Origin of the sequence: Microbacterium pasadenense (genome assembly GCF_047246565.1) — a bacterium.
GTDB lineage: Bacteria > Actinomycetota > Actinomycetes > Actinomycetales > Microbacteriaceae > Microbacterium.
In genome coordinates this window covers 35,269-52,556 of the sequence record NZ_JBFOKN010000002.1, presented here as the reverse complement: position 1 = coordinate 52,556, position 17,288 = coordinate 35,269, and the positions used below count along the sequence as shown (strand labels likewise).

At 72.1% G+C, this 17,288-nt stretch carries 20 protein-coding genes; 15 read left to right on the top strand and 5 right to left on the bottom strand.

Going from position 1 to position 17,288, the window contains the following annotated elements:
* Window positions 1–5 precede the first annotated feature (5 nt).
* Window positions 6–1,352: a M20/M25/M40 family metallo-hydrolase gene (locus AB3M83_RS06385; RefSeq protein ID WP_412946094.1), complete on the bottom strand. Its 1,347-nt coding sequence runs from the start codon at window positions 1,350–1,352 to the stop codon at window positions 6–8.
* A gap of 38 nt (window positions 1,353–1,390) precedes the next feature.
* Here AB3M83_RS06385 and AB3M83_RS06380 point away from each other — a divergent pair, with 38 nt between their 5' ends.
* From AB3M83_RS06380 to AB3M83_RS06340, 9 genes are all read left to right on the top strand, one after another.
* Window positions 1,391–2,374: a Gfo/Idh/MocA family protein gene (locus AB3M83_RS06380; protein WP_412946091.1), complete on the top strand. Its 984-nt coding sequence runs from the start codon at window positions 1,391–1,393 to the stop codon at window positions 2,372–2,374.
* Between the two features lies 1 nt (window position 2,375).
* Window positions 2,376–3,245 (top strand): NYN domain-containing protein, encoded by an 870-nt coding sequence (locus AB3M83_RS06375; protein WP_412946088.1) that lies wholly within the window; start codon window positions 2,376–2,378, stop codon window positions 3,243–3,245.
* A gap of 40 nt (window positions 3,246–3,285) precedes the next feature.
* Window positions 3,286–4,467, top strand: a complete 1,182-nt coding sequence (locus AB3M83_RS06370; protein WP_412946085.1) for an ROK family transcriptional regulator — start codon at window positions 3,286–3,288, stop codon at window positions 4,465–4,467.
* The gene (locus tag AB3M83_RS06365) at window positions 4,464–5,513 is read left to right on the top strand and encodes a substrate-binding domain-containing protein (protein ID WP_412946082.1); all 1,050 of its coding nucleotides are present in this window, start codon (window positions 4,464–4,466) and stop codon (window positions 5,511–5,513) included. The genes AB3M83_RS06370 and AB3M83_RS06365 overlap by 4 nt, the downstream gene beginning before the upstream one ends.
* A 9-nt stretch (window positions 5,514–5,522) precedes the next feature.
* Window positions 5,523–6,362: an ATP-binding cassette domain-containing protein gene (locus AB3M83_RS06360; protein ID WP_412946080.1), complete on the top strand. Its 840-nt coding sequence runs from the start codon at window positions 5,523–5,525 to the stop codon at window positions 6,360–6,362.
* The gene (locus AB3M83_RS06355) at window positions 6,359–7,546 is read left to right on the top strand and encodes a sugar ABC transporter permease (protein ID WP_412946078.1); all 1,188 of its coding nucleotides are present in this window, start codon (window positions 6,359–6,361) and stop codon (window positions 7,544–7,546) included. The genes AB3M83_RS06360 and AB3M83_RS06355 overlap by 4 nt, the downstream gene beginning before the upstream one ends.
* A gap of 118 nt (window positions 7,547–7,664) precedes the next feature.
* A complete protein-coding gene (locus AB3M83_RS06350; protein WP_412946077.1) occupies window positions 7,665–8,753 on the top strand; it encodes a sugar ABC transporter substrate-binding protein in 1,089 nt (362 codons plus the stop codon).
* A 92-nt stretch (window positions 8,754–8,845) separates the two neighbouring features.
* Complete coding sequence (locus tag AB3M83_RS06345; RefSeq protein ID WP_412946075.1) at window positions 8,846–9,634, top strand: ATP-binding cassette domain-containing protein; 789 nt, start codon at window positions 8,846–8,848, stop codon at window positions 9,632–9,634.
* Complete coding sequence (locus AB3M83_RS06340) at window positions 9,631–10,899, top strand: sugar ABC transporter permease (protein ID WP_412946073.1); 1,269 nt, start codon at window positions 9,631–9,633, stop codon at window positions 10,897–10,899. The genes AB3M83_RS06345 and AB3M83_RS06340 overlap by 4 nt, the downstream gene beginning before the upstream one ends.
* A gap of 99 nt (window positions 10,900–10,998) precedes the next feature.
* Here the strand turns inward: AB3M83_RS06340 and AB3M83_RS06335 are convergent, their stop codons facing one another.
* A complete protein-coding gene (locus tag AB3M83_RS06335) occupies window positions 10,999–11,379 on the bottom strand; it encodes a DoxX family protein (RefSeq protein WP_412946071.1) in 381 nt (126 codons plus the stop codon).
* A 51-nt stretch (window positions 11,380–11,430) separates the two neighbouring features.
* On the opposite strand from AB3M83_RS06335, the gene AB3M83_RS06330 reads away from it, so the two are divergent.
* Window positions 11,431–12,561, top strand: a complete 1,131-nt coding sequence (locus tag AB3M83_RS06330; protein ID WP_412946069.1) for a class I SAM-dependent methyltransferase — start codon at window positions 11,431–11,433, stop codon at window positions 12,559–12,561.
* A gap of 165 nt (window positions 12,562–12,726) precedes the next feature.
* Here the strand turns inward: AB3M83_RS06330 and AB3M83_RS06325 are convergent, their stop codons facing one another.
* The 3 genes from AB3M83_RS06325 to AB3M83_RS06315 are packed head-to-tail and all read right to left on the bottom strand — an operon-like array spanning window position 12,727 to window position 14,043.
* Window positions 12,727–13,185: a DUF3817 domain-containing protein gene (locus AB3M83_RS06325; RefSeq protein ID WP_412946066.1), complete on the bottom strand. Its 459-nt coding sequence runs from the start codon at window positions 13,183–13,185 to the stop codon at window positions 12,727–12,729.
* Between the two features lie 34 nt (window positions 13,186–13,219).
* Window positions 13,220–13,621, bottom strand: a complete 402-nt coding sequence (locus AB3M83_RS06320) for a DoxX family protein (RefSeq protein ID WP_412946063.1) — start codon at window positions 13,619–13,621, stop codon at window positions 13,220–13,222.
* The gene (locus tag AB3M83_RS06315; protein WP_412946062.1) at window positions 13,618–14,043 is read right to left on the bottom strand and encodes a MarR family winged helix-turn-helix transcriptional regulator; all 426 of its coding nucleotides are present in this window, start codon (window positions 14,041–14,043) and stop codon (window positions 13,618–13,620) included. Before AB3M83_RS06315 ends, AB3M83_RS06320 begins: the two co-directional genes overlap by 4 nt.
* A gap of 86 nt (window positions 14,044–14,129) precedes the next feature.
* On the opposite strand from AB3M83_RS06315, the gene AB3M83_RS06310 reads away from it, so the two are divergent.
* The 5 genes from AB3M83_RS06310 to AB3M83_RS06290 all read left to right on the top strand — a co-directional run bounded on the left by AB3M83_RS06310 (window position 14,130) and on the right by AB3M83_RS06290 (window position 17,280).
* Window positions 14,130–14,405, top strand: coding sequence for a hypothetical protein (locus tag AB3M83_RS06310; protein ID WP_412946059.1), 276 nt, complete (start codon window positions 14,130–14,132; stop codon window positions 14,403–14,405).
* A 25-nt stretch (window positions 14,406–14,430) separates the two neighbouring features.
* Entirely contained in the window at window positions 14,431–15,468 is a 1,038-nt protein-coding gene (locus AB3M83_RS06305; protein ID WP_412946057.1) for an alcohol dehydrogenase catalytic domain-containing protein, read from the top strand.
* Window positions 15,469–15,554: 86 nt separating this feature from the next.
* A complete protein-coding gene (locus AB3M83_RS06300; RefSeq protein ID WP_412946054.1) occupies window positions 15,555–15,926 on the top strand; it encodes a VOC family protein in 372 nt (123 codons plus the stop codon).
* Between the two features lie 79 nt (window positions 15,927–16,005).
* Window positions 16,006–16,404 carry a DUF4260 family protein gene (locus tag AB3M83_RS06295; RefSeq protein WP_412946051.1) on the top strand — a complete coding sequence of 133 codons (399 nt, stop codon included), beginning with the start codon at window positions 16,006–16,008 and terminating at the stop codon, window positions 16,402–16,404.
* Between the two features lie 114 nt (window positions 16,405–16,518).
* The gene (locus tag AB3M83_RS06290) at window positions 16,519–17,280 is read left to right on the top strand and encodes an SDR family NAD(P)-dependent oxidoreductase (RefSeq protein WP_412946050.1); all 762 of its coding nucleotides are present in this window, start codon (window positions 16,519–16,521) and stop codon (window positions 17,278–17,280) included.
* Window positions 17,281–17,288: the final 8 nt, after the last annotated feature.

Genomic DNA, 17,288 nt, shown 5'->3' with positions numbered 1-17,288 from the left:
CCGGATCAGCCGGCGCGGACCAGCTCACGGTAGAAGTCGATCCCTCGCAGCCATACCGCCACCCTGATGCGCTCGTTGTGCGAGTGCAGCGCCTCGCGCTCCGGACGGGTGAGGGAGAACGGCGTGAACCGGTAGACATGCCGACTGATCCCGGTGAACCAGCGACTGTCGCTCGCGCCGAGCTGGATGTACGGCGTCGGGATGACGTCGTCACCCAGGGTGGCGGCCGTCGCCGCCGCGATCCGGTCCCAGGCGGCTCCCGTCCACGGCGACACCGGCGACGCCTCGGACGCCGACACGGTCTCGAGGTCGATCGCCGGGTCGGCGATGACACGGCGGATGCGGCGCAGCGCCGAGTCGACGGTGTCGCCCGGCAGCAGGCGCACGTTGACACTCGCCCGCGCAGTCGTCGCCAGGACGTTCGCGCCGGTGGCGCCGGACATCTCGGTGACGACGGCCGTCGTCCGCACGAGCGCGTTCATCTCCGGACCGAGCCGGGCGAACACGCGGGCGAGGAGGGCCCCGGTGACGCCGATGCTGCGGAGGACCGGCTTCAGCGGACCGCGGGTGTGCGGCGCGACGGTGTCGAGCATGGCGCGGACCGGGGCGACCAGGCGCGTCGGGAACGGATGCCGGTGGAGTCGCAGCACCGCCCGGGCCAGCCGTGCCGTCGCGGGGCGTGCGGGCGGAGTGGAGGCGTGACCGCCCAGCTCCCGTGCCGTGAGCCGAACGGTCATCACCCCGCGTTCCGCGACGCCGATCATCGCGGTCGGCCGCTCGACGCCGGGCAGCACGCCCTGGACCACGGCTCCGCCCTCGTCGAGGACGAGGCTCGGACGGACGCCCTCCGCGTCGAGCGCCGCGACGATGGTGCGGGCGCCGTCGCCCGCGGTCTCCTCGTTGTGGCCGAAGGCCAGGTAGACGTCGTGAGCGGGGACGAAGCCCTCCGCCAGCAGGGACTCCACGGCTTCGAGGATCGCGACGAGCGAACCCTTGTCGTCGATCGCGCCGCGGGCCGAGATCGCGGCATCCGTCCCCGTCCCGACGAGGGCGGCGCCGAAGGGGTCGTGCTCCCATTCCGCGGGGACGACGGGGACGACGTCGATGTGGGCCATCAGCACCAGGGGGTCGCCCGGGTCCTCCCCCCGCCAGCGGTACAGCAGCGAGTGGCCCGCGAGGACCTGGCGCTCCAGCGTCCGGGCGATGCCGGGATACAGCCGCTCGACGGCCTCGCGGAAGGCGACGAACCGCGTCCCGTCCACCTCCGACTCGTCGATCGAGGAGATCGTCGGGATGCGCAGCAGCTCCCGGAACCGCTCCACGGCCGGGTTCTGCGCGCGCTCGTCGTCCACGCTCCCGAGCCTAGAGTCCCGGCCGCTAGGCTCGAGACATGACGGCATTGCGATGGGGAATCCTGGCCACCGGCGGCATCGCCCACTCGTTCACGAAGGACCTCCGCATAGCGGGCAGGACGCTCAGCGCGGTCGGGTCGCGCCGAGCGGATGCCGCGGCGGAGTTCGCCCGCGAGTTCGAGATCCCGAACGTGCACGGCTCGTACGAGGACCTCGTCGCCGACCCGACGGTCGACATTATCTACATCGCGACGCCGCACACGTTCCACAGCGCCAACGCGATCCTCGCGCTCGAAGCCGGCAAGCACGTCCTCATCGAGAAGCCGCTGACCCTGGACCGCGATCAGGCCGTCGCCATCCGCAACGTCGCCGCCTCGCGCGGCCTGCTCGCGATGGAAGCCATGTGGACTCGCTACCTGCCGCACATGGTGCGCATCCGCGAGCTCCTCGACGCGGGCGCGATCGGCGAGATCCGGGCCCTGTCGGCCGACCACACCCAGAAGATCACCGCCGATCCGGCCCACCGGCTGAATGCGCTGGAGCTCGGCGGCGGCGCGCTGCTGGACCTCGGCATCTACCCGGTCTCGTTCGCGTGGGACATCCTGGGCGCCCCGAGCGAGGTCCGCGCCGTCGGCCGCCTGGGCGACACCGGCGCCGACACCGAGGCGGCGATCTCGTTCACCCATGCCTCCGGCGCCGTTTCCTCGCTGCTGACGTCCTCGCGCGCGGCGGGGCCCAATGTCGCGCAGATCATCGGCACCGAGGGCCGGATCGAGATCGACTCGGTCTGGTACACGCCCACATCCTTCCGCCTGTGCGCACCGGACGGCACCGTTCGCGAGGAGTACCGGTCCGAGATCGGCGGCCGGGGCATGCAGTTCCAGGCGCTCTACGCCGAGAAGCTCATCGCCGAGGGCCGCAGCGACAGCGACCTGCTGTCGCTCGAGGAGAGCGTCGCGATCATGGGCACACTCGACGACATCCGCGCCCAGCTCGGCGTGCACTACCCGAAGGGCCACTGACATGGCCGACCAGCCCACCGCCCGCGTCGCCGTCTACCTGGACTTCGACAACATCGTCATGAGCTGGTACGACCGCGTCCACGGGCGCAACAGCTACTCGCGCGACCGTCAGCGGATCGCCGCCGACCCCGACGAGCCCGAGATCGCGGCGCGCCTGGCCGCCGCCACGATCGACGTCGGCGCGATCATGGACTACGCCGCATCGTTCGGCACGCTCGTGCTCACCCGCGCCTACGCGGACTGGTCCTCCCCCGTGAACGCGCTGTACCGCCAGCAGCTGGTGGGACGCGCGGTCGACCTCGTGCAGCTGTTCCCCGCCGCCGCGTACGCGAAGAACGGCGCCGACATCCGCCTCGCCGTCGACACCGTCGAGGACCTGTTCCGTCTCCAGGACCTCACGCACGTCGTCATCGTCGCCGGCGACAGCGACTACGTCCCGCTCGCGCAGCGCTGCAAGCGGCTCGGCCGCTTCGTCGTCGGCGTGGGCGTCGCCGGCTCCACCGCGAAGTCGCTGGCGGCGGCGTGCGACCAGTTCGACGCGTACGACGCGCTCCCCGGCGTCGCCCTGCCCGACCCGGACCCCGAGCCGGAGACGCCGCCCGCCAGCGGCCGACGGCGCCGCAAGGCCGCCGCCGATCCGACCGCGCTGCTGCTCTCGCGAGCCCTGCGACTGGAGCGCGAGCGTGCCGACGAGGAGTGGGTGCACCTGTCGGCGCTGAAGAACCTCCTCAAGCGCATGGATTCGTCGTTCAGCGAGAAGGCCCTCGGTCACCGGTCGTTCTCGGACTTCGTGAAGGCCTACCCCGGCGTCGCCGAGCTCGACGAGTCCACCAACATCGTGCGGGTGCGGGCCGTGGAGGGCTCGGACTGATCCGCGGCCGAATGCCGCACCGCCGCGCTACAGTGTCACCGTGGCACGCCGGTCAACACCGCCCGGATCGCAGTCCTCTCTGCGCGAAGCGAATCGAGCTCGACTGCTCGATACGCTCAAGCGGCATGGGCGGCTGACGCAGATCGAGCTCGCCGGCGCCACCGGCCTCTCGCCCGCCACGGTGTCGAACATCGTCAAGGAACTGACCGCGACGGGTGTGCTGCACACGTCGTTCACCTCGCGCAGCGGTCGACGGGCGACGCTCGTCTCGCTCGCCCGCCGGGTGGGCCTCGTCGCGGGGGCGCACTTCTCGACCCGCAAGCTGCATGTCGCGATCGCGGATGCCACCCGCTCGGTCGTCGCCGAGACGTCCCTGCCGCTGGCCCCCGATCACCGCCACGACGCCGAGCTCGACCGGCTGAGCCTGCTGCTCGGCGACCTGCTCGAAGGCCTCGGCGGCTCGCTCGCCGACCTCCTCGCCGTCGGCCTCGCGATCCCGGCTCCCGTCGACCCGCGAACCTCGATCGTCTCCTCCCCCGGCCTGCTGCCCGGGTGGGAGGGCATCGACATCGCCGGCAGCCTCTCGGCCCGCATCGGCCGGCCGGTCCACGTCGACAGCGAGGCCAACCTCGGCGGCTTCGCGGAAGCGCGGGAGGGGGCCGCCCGGGGCGCCTCGTCGTCGGTGTACATCCGCGTCGGGCATTCGATCAGCGCGGGCCTGCTCGTCGACGGCGAGCTGTTCCGCGGGGTCAGCGGCCGCACCGGCCAGATCGGGCACGTCACGATCGACGAGCACGGCGAGCCGTGCCGCTGCGGCAACCGCGGCTGCCTCGAGACGGTCGCCGCCGGCCCCGCGCTGCTCGCCGGCTTCTCGGCGGACGACGGCATCCACCGCCTCCGCGACCTCGTCGCCGCGGCCGGAGACGGCGTCGCGCCCGCGCAGCGCGTCATCGCGGATGCCGGCCGGCACGTCGGGATCGCCGCCGCGAGCCTATGCAACCTCATCGATCCCGAGCGGATCGTCGTCGGCGGCGAGCTCGCGATGGCCGGAGAGATCCTCCTCGCCCCGCTCCGGCATTCGCTGGAGCGGTCCATCCTGGGCGGCGGCGTGCCGGAGGTGGTCGCGGCGTCCTTCGGCGAATGGGCCGAGACACGGGGCGCGATCGCGCTGGCCCTCGACCACGTCGCCGTCGACGCCGACCTGGTGGCGTTCACGGCATGAAGCGACTGATCGCCGCGCTCCTCGTCCTCGCGGGAGCGGGCGCCGCACTGTCGGGATGCGCGCTCCCCGACCAGGGCGCCGAGGGCATGATCGCGCTGCTGCTGCCGGACAAGAAGACCGCGCGCTACGAGACCTTCGACCGCCCCGTGTTCGAGGAGCGCATCGCCGAGCTCGGCGACTGGAGCGTGCTGTACACGAATGCGGATCAGGATGCGGCGCGGCAGCAGCAGCAGGCCGAGTCCGCCCTCGCGGCGGGCGCCGAGGTCCTGGTCCTCGACCCGGTGGACGGGCGGGCCGCGGCATCCATCCTCGCCGCCGCCACCGCCGAAGGCGTCCCCGTCATCGCCTACGACCGGATGATCGTCGGCGGCGGGACGCCGGCGTACTACGTCTCCTTCGACAACGAGCGCGTCGGCGAGCTGCAGGCCGAGGCGCTCGTCCGCGAGCTCGAGGAGCGTGGCGACGCGGACGGCGGCATCCTCATGGTCCACGGCGCCCCGACGGACAACAACGCGAGCCAGTTCCGGGACGGCGCGCGCCGGGTCGTTTCGGACGCGGGCCTGCGCATCCTCGCCCAGTACGACACTCCGGACTGGAGCCCCGACAAGGCGCAGGCCTGGGTCGCGGGTCAGATCGCGCAGTACGGCGACGAGATCGTCGGGGTGTACGCCGCCAACGACGGCACGGCCAGCGGCGCCGTCGCGGCGCTCCGCGCTGCCGCCGTGTCGCCCTTCCCCGTCGTCACCGGCCAGGACGCCGAGCTGGCGGCGCTGCAGCGCATCGTCTCCGGCGATCAGCACATGACCGTCTACAAGGCGCTGCGGCAGCAGGCGACGATCGCCGCCGACGTCGCCGTCGCGCTCACCCGCGGCGAGACGCCGGCGGGCGACACGACCGTCGACGGCGTGGCGGCCACCCTCCTCGAGCCGGTTGCTGTCACGATCGACGACATCGCCTCGACCGTCGTCGCCGACGGATTCTGGCGCATCGAGGACATCTGCACCGCCGCGTACGCGGCCGCCTGCGCCGACGCGGGACTGGACTGAGAGGACCGCGTGAGCGTCTCGCCCCGCCGATCCGGCGACCACGTCCTGTCGATGCGCGGCATCGACAAGCGGTTCGGCGCCGTGCGAGCGCTGAGCGGGGTCGACTTCTCGGTCCGCGAGGGCGAGGTCGTCGCCCTCGTCGGCGACAACGGCGCCGGCAAGTCGACCCTCGTCAAGGTGCTCGCGGGCGTCCACGGGCCGGACGGCGGCACGATCGAGCTCGACGGAGAGCTCGTCCAGATCGCCAGTCCCGCCGACGCGCAGGAGCTGGGCATCGCGACGATCTTCCAGGATCTCGCCCTGTGCGAGAACCTCGACGTCGTCGCGAACCTGTGGCTCGGGCGGGAGCTCACCGAGTCGGGTCGCCTCGACGAGGTCGAGATGGAGGAGCGCACGTGGGTGCTCCTGCGCGAGCTCGCCGCGAAGCTCCCGTCGGTCCGCGTGCCGGTCTCGACGCTCTCGGGCGGTCAGCGGCAGACGGTGGCGATCGCGCGCTCCCTCATCGGCGAGCCCCGCATCGTGATCCTGGACGAGCCGACCGCCGCGCTCGGGGTCGCCCAGACCGCCGAGGTGCTGAACCTCATCGAGCGACTCCGCGACCGCGGCCACGGGGTCGTGCTCATCAGCCACAACCTGACCGACGTCCTCGCGGTCGCCGACCGCATCGTCGTGCTGCGGCTCGGCCGGAACAACGGCGAGTTCGACGCCGAGGAGGCCACCAGCGAGGTCCTCATCGCCGCGATCACGGGTGCGCGCGACGTGAGCCGCGTCGAGGCTCCCGTCGATCCGCCGCCGCCGCCCGTCATCCCGCTCTCCGGAGCCCGCCGCCGACGGGACGGCGAGACATGACCGACGACGAGGGTCTGCTCCACCGCGCCTGGGCGCGGCTGCGCGCGGGCGACGTGGGACGACTGCCGGTCATCGCCGCCCTGCTCGTGATCGCCGGCGTCTTCCACACCCTCAATCCGGTGTTCCTGTCGAGCCGGAACCTCGCCGACCTGCTCGTGCAGTGCGCCCCGATCGGGATGATCGCGCTCGGGATCGTGCTGGTCCTCCTGATCGGCGAGATCGACCTGTCGGTGGGATCGATGTCGGGGCTGGCCGCGGCGATCCTGGCCGTCGGCGCGGTGCAGCTGAGCCTTCCGGTCCCCGTCGCCATCGCCGCGGCCCTCGCGGCCGGCTGCCTGGTCGGCGCAATCTACGGGCTGCTCCGCACCCGACTCGGCCTGCCGAGCTTCGTCGTCACACTCGCCGGGCTGCTGGGACTGCTCGGCGTGCAGCTGTGGGTGCTCGGCGACGCCGGCTCGATCAACCTCCCGTTCGATTCGGCGCTCGTCCAGTTCGCCCAGCATCTGTACCTGCCGCCCGCGGCGTCGTACGTCCTCGCCGTGGTCGGCGCCGCCGCGTACACGACGACCCTCCTGCGCCGCGCACGGCGCCGCGCCGCCGCCGATCTCGACAGCGCCGGCACGGCGTCCGTCCTCGTCCGCGGCGCGCTCCTCGGCGCCGGACTGGTCGCCGCCGCCTGGTACCTCAACCTGTCGCGCGGCGTGGGGGTCATCTTCGTCCTGTTCGTGCTGATCGTCGTCCTCATGCACTTCCTCCTCACGCGCACCCGCTGGGGTCGCTCCGTGTACGCGGTCGGGGGGTCGGTGGAGGCGGCCCGCCGCGCCGGCATCCGCGTCGACCGCGTCATGGTGTCGGTCTTCGTGCTCTGCTCGACGTTCGCAGCGGCCGGCGGCATCCTCGCCGCGGCCCGGCTGGCGGCCGCGAACCAGAGCTCGGGCGCGGCCGACACGAATCTCAACGCGATCGCCGCCGCCATCATCGGCGGCGCCTCGCTGTTCGGCGGCCGGGGGTCCGCCTTCGCCGCCCTGCTGGGGGTCATCGTCATCCAGGCCATCTCGTCGGGATTGACCCTCGTCAACCTGAGTTCGGCCGTGCAGTTCATGGTGACCGGCGTCGTCCTGGTCTTCGCGGTCGCGCTGGACGCCGTGACGCGCCGTGCGCGCGAGGTGAGAGGTCTCGGCTAGCGGCGTCCGGAGTAACGAAAGCGTTATGTTCACGTCTTGACTTCAATTTGTGAACGCATCATGCTCGTCGCAAGCGCGATGACGCGCCCGCTCGATTTTCACTGTCGAAAGGCGAACGATGAAGACCTCTCTGTCCGCAGCAGCCGCGCTCACCGGCGCAGCCGCACTCCTGCTCGTCGGCTGTTCCAGCCCCAGTCCGACACCCGGAGCATCCGAAGGCGGCGAAGCCCCCGCCGAAGCCGGACGCGCGTGCGTCATCCTCCCCGATGCCGCATCCTCTCCCCGCTGGGAGAACTTCGACCGCAAGTACCTGCAGGAGGGTCTCGAGGCCGCCGGCTTCGAGGTCGACATCCAGAACGCCCAGGGCGACACCGCCAAGTACACGACGATCGCCGACCAGCAGCTCACGCAGGGCTGCGGCGTGATGCTGCTCGTGGACTACAACGGCGCCGCCGCCGGCGTCGCCACGAAGGCGAAGAGCCAGGAGATCCCCGTGATCGCCTACGACCGACCGTTCGCGGGCGCCGACTACTACGTGTCCTTCGACAACGTGGAAGTCGGCCGTCTCGAGGGCCAGGCGGTCCTCGACGGGCTGGCGGCGGCCGACAAGGACCCGGCCTCCGCAGCCGTGTTCTACATGGGCGGCGACCCGACCGACGGCAACGCGGCGATGTTCCGCGAAGGCGCGGTCGAGGTGCTCGAGGGCGCCGGCGTGAAGCCGGTCGCCGAGCCTCCGGGGGTGTGGGACGGCGCCAAGAGCCAGACCAACTTCGAGCAGGCGCTGACCGCCAACGGCGGCGAGGTCGACGGCGTCTGGGCCGCCAACGACACCAACGCCGACGGCGTGATCAAGGTCCTCCAGGACCGTGGCATCACGGGTGTCGCGGTGTCGGGCCAGGACGCGAACCTCGAGGGCCTGCGCAACATCCTCGCCGGATGGCAGACCGCGACGGTCTACAAGCCGGTGAAGGACGAGGCCGACGCCGCCGTCGAGGTGGCGACCGCGCTCCTACAGGGCGAGAGCCCCTCGGCCGACCAGGAGCTCGAGGACGGCACGCCGTACATCGCCGTCGCTCCGCAGCTCGTCGGCCCCGACGGGGTCAAGGACGTCGTCGCCGCCGGTGACGCGTCCGCCGACGACATCTGCTCGGGTGACATCGACGGTGTCAGCCTGGCTGACAAGTGCACCGAGTTCGGCGTCGAGTGATCTGACGGGGGCGGGGATGCCGCGCATCGCGGCATCCCCGTTCCCGCTGTCCCCGCACCGAAACCGTTCTCGTCCCGGATCAGGAGAACCGCATGAGCGAACCCATCATCCAGCTGCGCCGCGTCACGAAGTCGTTCGGCCCCGTCAGCGTCCTCAAGGGCGTCGACCTCGAGGTCCACCTCGGCCAGGTCACCGCCCTCGTCGGCGACAACGGCGCCGGCAAGTCCACCCTCATCAAGGGCCTCGCGGGCGTCCAGCCGTACGACAGCGGCGAGATCCTCGTCGACGGCGACGCGCACGCGCTCCGCACCCCCCGCGAGGCGGCGTCGCTCGGCATCGAGGTCGTCTACCAGGACCTCGCCCTGTGCGACAACCTCGACATCGTCCAGAACATGTTCCTCGGCCGCGAGGAGCTCTCCGTCGGCACGTTCGACGAGGGACTCATGGAGCGCGAGGCATCCGACACGCTCCGCTCGCTGTCCGTCCGCACGGTCAAGAGCGTGCGGCAGAAGGTCTCGAGCCTGTCCGGCGGTCAGCGTCAGACCGTCGCCATCGCGCGCGCGGTGCTGAAGAAGGCGCGCGTCGTCATCCTCGACGAGCCGACCGCGGCTCTCGGCGTCGCCCAGACCGAGCAGGTCCTGAGCCTCGTCCGGCGCCTCGCCGACCAGGGCGTCGCGGTCGTGCTCATCAGCCACAACCTCGCCGACGTCTTCGAGGTCGCCGATGACATCGCGGTGCTGTACCTCGGCCAGATGGTCGCGCAGGTCAAGACCGCCGAGACCACCCGCGACGACGTCGTCGGCTACATCACCGGCACGAAGGTCCCTCCCGGCGTCGAGCTCGTCGGCACATCCACCATTCCCGTCGGAGGAGACGCATGAGCACCACCACCCGTACCGCGGCCGCACCCGATCCGGTCGTGAGCGACCTCATCGGCAGCGGCGTCGAAGGCGGCGTCGGCGACCAGATCCGCGCCTGGCTGCAGCGCGTCCGCGGCGGCGACATGGGAGCGCTGCCCGCCGTCGGCGGCCTCGTCGTCCTCGCCATCCTGTTCGGCTCGCTGAGCCCGTTCTTCCTCACGCCCATCAACTTCGCGAACCTCATGAACCAGGCGGCATCCCTCGTCGTCCTCGGCATGGCGCTCGTGTTCGTCCTGCTCCTGGGCGAGATCGACCTGTCCGCGGGAGTCACCGGCGGCGTCTCGGTCGCCGCGTTCGTCGTGCTGAACGTGCGCTACGACGTGCCCTGGCCGCTGGCACTGGCCGCCGGGTTCGCGGTCGGGCTCGCCACCGGCGCCCTCATCGGCTTCCTCGTCGCCCGGGTCGGCATCCCGTCGTTCGTCGTGACGCTGGGCCTGTTCCTCGGCTATCAGGGACTCGCGCTCCTCATCATCGGCGCGGGCGGCCTGTACCCGATCCAGGCGCCCGAGCTGATCGCGCTGCAGAACGGCCGCCTGCCGGTCTGGGGCGGGTGGGTGATGCTGCTGGTGATCCTCGGCATCTCGGCCGGGATGTCGGCGTGGGACCGTGCCCGGCGGCGGCGGGCCGGAGTCCCCAACCGGCCGCTCGCCCTCGTGCTCATCAAGCTCGGCGCCATCGCGGTGCTCGGCGGCACGGCCGTGCTCATCCTGAACCTCGACCGCTCGCAGTCGGTCAACCCGGTGCAGGGCGTTCCGATCATCGTGCCCGTCGTGCTCACGATCCTGTGGATCGGGACATTCGTGCTCGACCGCACCCGGTTCGGCCGGTACGTCTACGCGATCGGCGGCAACGCCGAGGCGGCGCGGCGGTCGGGGATCAAGGTCCGGCTGATCAAGTGGTGGTGCTTCGTCATCGCGTCGGGTCTGTCGGTCGTGTCGCTGCTGTTCGCGCAGACCCGCATCGGCTCCGTCGACGGCGCGGTGGGACGCGACATCGTCCTGTCGGGCGTGGCCGCCGCGGTCGTCGGCGGTGTGAGCCTGTTCGGCGGACGCGGGCGGCTCGTGCACGCGGCCATCGGAGCGCTCGTGATCGCCGTCATCATCAACGGCCTGGGCCTGCTGCGGATGGATGCCGGGGTGAACCTGCTGGTCACCGGTGGCGTTCTGATCCTCGCCGCCACCGTCGACGCGGTCTCGCGGCTCCGCGGCGGCAACATCCGCACCTGACGCGGCTCCGGGCGGCGGCATCCGTCGGCCGGGGTGAGCCATCCGGCACGCCGAGCGTCCACCGCGCGGCGTGCCGGATCGGCGGCGCTCAGCAGCGGTTCAGCGGCGGGTGGACCAGAGTGCCCAGGCGACGAGGACCGGCTGGAACAGCAGCCGATCCCAGCGGGCACGGTCGTCGTCCAGGCGGAATCCCTTCCGCTTGCCGAGCGCCTGCGCGATGTTGCCGGGGAAGATCGCGACGAAGAACGCGGCGAGGATCGCGCCGACCCGGCGCCGCTCCCCCGGCAGGGCGACGAGCGCGGCGCCGAGCATCATCTCGACGGCACCGGATGCCACGACCACCCCGTCCTTGTCGATCGGCAGCACCTCGGTGACGAGGTCCGGCACCTGCGCCTGGAACTCCTTCCGGGCCCAGAACAGGTGACTGAGGCCGGCGAAGACCATGGCGCCCGCAAGGACCCATCGAGCGATTGTTCTCATCATCCGAGTATGGCCCGGGGCGCGGTCGTCGCGGCCGGATAGCCTGGGAGGATGACCAGTCCCGAGCCGTTCCCGTTCGAGCGGCTCTCGCGCCGGCCCGATGTCGAGGGGGTCGGGCTGGTGGCATCCGATGCCGCGGACCGCCTCATCCTCGACGAGTCCGCCGACGCGCGGAGGGATGCCGCTCCCGGCACGGTCGTGGTGATCGGCGACGAGTACGGCGCCCTCGCCCTCGCGGCCGCGCACGACGGCGGCACGGGGATCCGCGTGCATCAGGACGGACTTGTCGGCGAGCAGGCCCTGACGGCGAATGCCGTCGAGCTCGGTCTCGCGGACCGCGTCCGCTCGGTCGGCCTGGACCGGGGCGGGCTCGCCGGGGCTCGCGTCGTGCTGCTGCGCCTCCCCCGCTCGCTCGACGCCCTCCGCGACATCGCGGGCGTCGTCGCGGCGGCCGCCGACCCCGACGTCGTCGTCTTCGCCGGCGGCCGCGTCAAGCACATGAGCGTCACGATGAACGACGTCCTCCGCACGCACTTCGCGCGCCTGGACATCTCCCACGCGCGCCAGAAGTCGCGGGTCCTCATCGCCCGGCAACCGCAGGACGGCCGCGAGCCGGTGCCCGCCGCCGGCCGGGACGGCGACCTCGAGCTGCGCGCATTCGGGGGCGCGTTCGCCGGCGCCCGCCTGGACATCGGCACGCGGATGCTGCTCGCCCAGCTGCCGGACGACCCGGCCGGCGGGACCCCCGACGACCCGCTCATCGACATGGCGTGCGGGACGGGCGCCGTCGCCGCGCATCTCGCGCTGCGGCATCCGTCCGCCGTCGTGTACGCGTCGGACCAGTCCGCCGCCGCCGTGGCGTCGGCTCGGGAGACGGCCGCGGCGAACGGGGTCGCCGACCGCGTCGTGGTCGAGCGGGACGACGCCCTCACACGCCGCCCGGACGGCAGCGCGTCGTTCATCGCGCTCAATCCGCCGTTCCACAGCGGCGCCGCCGTGTCGGATCAGCTCGCGCCGCGGCTGTTCGCCGATGCCGCCCGGGTCCTGCGCACGGGTGGCGAGCTCTGGTGCGTCTGGAACTCGGCGCTGCAGTACCGCGGGGCCCTCGAGCGACTGGTCGGCCCGACGCGTCAGGTCGCGCGCGACCGGAAGTTCACCGTCACGGTGTCCACGCGGCGCTGAGCGCTCCGCCCGGCGGCGCGTCGCGGCCTCGGCGATGCATCTGCACGACCGCCGGTGTGGGTGATGCCTGCCGGGACCGGTGAGGCGCCGCGCCGGGCACCGGTCGTGCATCCGTGCCGGCGCGCCGGACGCCTGACCCGACCGAGCGTCGCCCCGGCGGAGCGGTCAGCGTCCGGGCGGGCCGACGATCAGCAGGACGACGTACAGCGCGACGACGGCGACCACGAGCAGGGCGACGAGGAGGGCGGCGTGGCGCAGGAACCAGCGCAGCAGGCGATCGACCGGACGTCGGTCGCGCGGGTCGTCCGTCGCCTCGAGCCGCCACGCGCCGGCGAGCCGCCCGGTGCGGCGCAGCCACATCTCGGTGGGGATCGTCGCATACGGGATGACGGCGGATGCCACCGCCAGGGCGGTCGCGCCGACGCCCCATCGGTTGTTGAGTGCGACGAGGATCGCCGTCGCGCCGTAGGACAGGAAGACGAACCCGTGGATGCCACCGCCGATCGTGACCGCGACGGCCGGGCCGCCGACGGCGCGGATGACGAGGGCGGCGATGAGCAGGGTCCAGGAGCAGGCTTCGGCGAGAGCGAGGACGCGGTAGAGCGGGGCGGGAGCGCGGAACACTCCTTCAAGGTAGCTGAAGGATCTGTGCGTGCGGTCAGGGCCGCGTCGACCAGACCGCCCAGGCGATCATGACCGGCTGCAGGAACAGCCGCGCGAAGCGCCGGGCATCCGTGTCGAGGAGCGGCGCATCCCGGCCGGTCCGCCACTGGTGCACGTTGCCGGGGAGCACCGCCACGAAGAACGCGGCAACGGCCAAGCCCACGCGGCGGCGGTCGCCCGGCAGCAGCAGGAGTGCGGCGCCGAGCATGATCTCGACGACACCGGACACGACCACGATGGTGTCCTTGTCGGTGCGGAGGAGGCGCGTCGCCCAGTCCGGCACCGCGATCCGGAAGCCGCGCCGCAGCGTCGTGAGGTGGCCGATGCCGGCCGCGACGAGCACCGCGGCGAGCGCCCACCGCGTTGCGTCGCGCACCGCCTTCGCGGGTGCGCTCATTCGACGACACCCGCGCGGATGCCGTCCAGCGACTCCGCGACGCGCGGGAGCGCCCGCGCGAGGGCGCCGTCGAGCTGGGCGAGCCGGTCCTGTGCGTCGCGGAGGACGCGGGCGCCCTTCGGGGTGACGCTCAGGTCGCTCGCGGCGCCGGCCTGGGCTGTGGCATCCGCGACGAGCCCATCGTCGACGAGGGCGTGCACGGCGGCGTGCGCGGACTGCACGGTGATGTGCGAGCGGCGCGCGAGTTCGGAGAACGAGATGCCGGGTTCCGCGCCGATGTGGCCGAGCAGCGCGAACTTGCGGGTGGAGATGCCCAGGCTGCGGAGCTCGGCGGCGAGCTGCGCCTCCCACGACGCGGACACCGCGAGGAGCGCGATGACGGGACTGAAGCGCGGCGCCTCGTCGATTCCATTGTCAGCCACGGGTGAAGTCTATGAGTCCGGATGCCGCGCGGTCAGCAGCGACGCCGGGTCACGTGAACGCCGCGCGTCGCTCGTAGGCTGGAGGCGTGTACATCGGCCTCATCCGTCCCGTCGAAGAGCGCACCGCCGACGTCTCGGGCACGTCCCTCGACGAGGTCCATGCCGCGGCGACCGCTCAGGTGCCCGATGGCTTCGACCTCGTCTCCACGCCCGTCCGGATGATCAAGGGCAGCATCGCCCTCACGGCGACCGCGACCTATCAGCGGCGCGACGGGATCCGCGAGATCCGTGCCGAGGACCGCGAGGGTCTGCACGCGAAGGTGCCCGAGGGCTGGCAGCTGCTCAGCATCCGCACCGCCTGACGTCGACACCGCTTCGGAGACTGCCATGCGCGCTGTGATGATGACCGAGACACGCGGGCCGCTCGAGGTGCGGGACGTCCCCGCGCCGACGCCGCCCGACGACGGCGTGGTGGTCGAGGTCCGAGCGACCGGTCTCTGTCGCAGCGACTGGCATGCCTGGGCCGGGCACGACATCATCGCCCTCCCCCATGTCCCCGGTCACGAGTTCTCGGGGGTCGTCGCGGCTGTCGGCGCCGAGGTCGCCACCTGGGCCGTCGGCGACAGCGTCACGGTGCCGTTCGTCTACGGCTGCGGGATGTGCGCGTGGTGCGAGAGCGGCAACGCGCAGGTATGCCCCGACCAGCGGCAGCCGGGATTCACGCAGTGGGGATCGTTCGCCGAGCAGGTCGTCGTGCACGCGGCGGACACCAACCTGGTCGGCATACCCGAGGGCGTGACGTTCGACGCCGCCGCGTCGCTCGGCTGCCGCTTCGCGACCGCCTACCGCGCCCTCACCGCCCGCGCGGGCGTCGTCGCGGGAGAGTGGGTCGTCATCGTCGGGGCCGGCGGCGTGGGACTCAGCGCGGCGATGATCGCGAAGGCGCTCGGAGCCCACGTCGTCGCCGTCGACCGCACCATGGACGCGCTCGATGCGGCGCGCGCCCTGGGCGCGGATCACGTCGTCGTCGCCGATGGGCGCGGCATCCCCCCGCTCGTCCACTCCGTGACGGGCGGCGGCGCGCACGTCTCCGTCGATGCCGTCGGAAGCGAGCAGACGTGTGCGGACGCCATCCTCAGCCTGCGGCGCCGCGGCCGACACCTGCAGATCGGGCTGCTCCCGACCGACTCCGGCCTGTCACCGGTGCCGATGGCACGGGCGATCGCCTGGGAGCTGGATCTGCTCGGCAGCCACGGCATGGCGGCGGCAGACTACCCCGGGATGCTGGAGCTGATCCGTACCGGAGCGCTCCGACCGCAGGAGCTCATCGAACGCACCGTCGGGTTGCGCGACGCGGCGGAGCTCCTGCCGACCCTCGACACCGCCTCCCCCGCCGGGATCACCATCATCGACCCGCGCCGCTGACCTCCGCGACAGCGGTCACGCTGACGTCGCACGCGACGGAGAGTATGGTGCGACCCAGCACGCCGATGCGGACGAGAGGGGACGTCATGGACTGGAAGATCGAGCTCATCCACGTGCCGGTCACGGATGTGGAGCGGGCGAAGGAGTTCTACACCCGGATCGGCTTCTCCGCCGACATGGATGCCACGCCGTACGAGGGTGTCCGCTTCGTGCAGCTGACCCCGCCCGGGTCGGCCTGTTCCATCGCGATCGGCACCGGGCTCGGCAGTCGCATCGAGCCCGGGGGCCTCGACAACATCCAGGTGGTGGTCGCCGACGCCGACGCCGCGCTGGCGCAGCTGCGGGATGCGGGGGTGGCCGCAGAGGGTGTCGGTGAGCAGGAGTGGGGTCGCTTCGTCGGGTTTGCCGACCCCGACGGCAATCGCTGGACACTGCAGCAGCTGCCCGACCGTGGATGACCGCCGACGCGGGCCGGTCGACCACCACCGGCCGGAGCTCTCCCGACCGCATGATGAGCGCGGAGTGGAGACCGGTGCCATGACCCCGCATTCCTTCGAGCGTCGAGCGGTCATCGTCCAGCGCGTCGAGAACGGCGCGATCGGGGTCGCCGTGGTCGTGCTGGTCATCGCGATCGGCCAGCCGTGGTGGTGGCTCGTCGCCGCGTTCCTCCTGTTCGACATCTCCGCCGCCGGGTATGCGGGCGGCCCCCGGCTCGGCGCCCTGCTCTACAACGCCGTGCACAGCTACGTCGGGCCGGCGATCCTGGTGATCGGCTCCGCAGCACTGTCCCTGAGCGGTCACGATGTTCCCTGGCTCGCGCTCGTCGCAGCCTGCTGGACCTTCCACGTGGCGGTCGACCGGGCGCTCGGCTACGGCCTGAAGCTGCAGGACTTCGCGCACACCCACCTCGGCCGGATCGGTCGCCGCACCGCGTGAATCAGCGCGCGAACGCGAGGTCGCGCGCGTGAGCGCGTACGGCAGGGACACGGTCACACGGAGATGCGGCCGGTGCCATAGTCGAATCGACACACGCACGAGAGGGAGGAAGCCATGGCATCCGCATTGGTCACGGGAGCGTCGCGCGGCATCGGACGTGCGATCGCCCGCGCTCTCGCCGAGCGCGGCGACCGCGTGGCGGTTCACTACGGCGGCGACAGGGCCGCGGCAGAGGAGACGATCCGTTCGATGGCGGGCACCGGGCACATCGCCGTCGGCGGCGACATCAGCAACCCCGGGAGCGCGGCGGCGATCGTCCGCACCGCCGACGAGGCGCTGGACGGGGTGGACATCCTGATCAACAACGCCGCCGTCGCGCCCACCAACGGACTCCGCCACCGCGTCGACGAGACGAGCTTCGACGACTGGCAGACGGCGTGGCGGACGTTCGTCGACGTCGATCTCCTCGGCGCCGCGCAGATGACGTACCTCGTCGCTCGTCGCCTGATCGAGCGGCGCGCGCCGGGATACGTCGTCAACGTCGGATCCCGGGGCGCATACCGAGGCGAACCCGACTTTCCCGCCTACGGCGCCGCGAAGGCCGGACTCCACGCGTTCGGGCAGTCGATGGCGGTGGCCCTCGCACCCCACGGCATCGTCGTCACCTCGATCGCGCCGGGGTTCGTCAGCTCCGAGCGACAGCGTGCGACGCTCGAGGGCGCCGCCGGCACGGATCTGCGAGCTCAGAGCCCCTTCGGACGCGTCGGAACGCCGGAGGAGGTCGCCGAGGCCGTCCTCTTCCTGAGCTCTCCCGCGGCCACCTGGTCGTCTGGCGGCGTCCTCGACTTCAACGGCGCATCCTATCTGCGCTCCTGAGCCGCGAA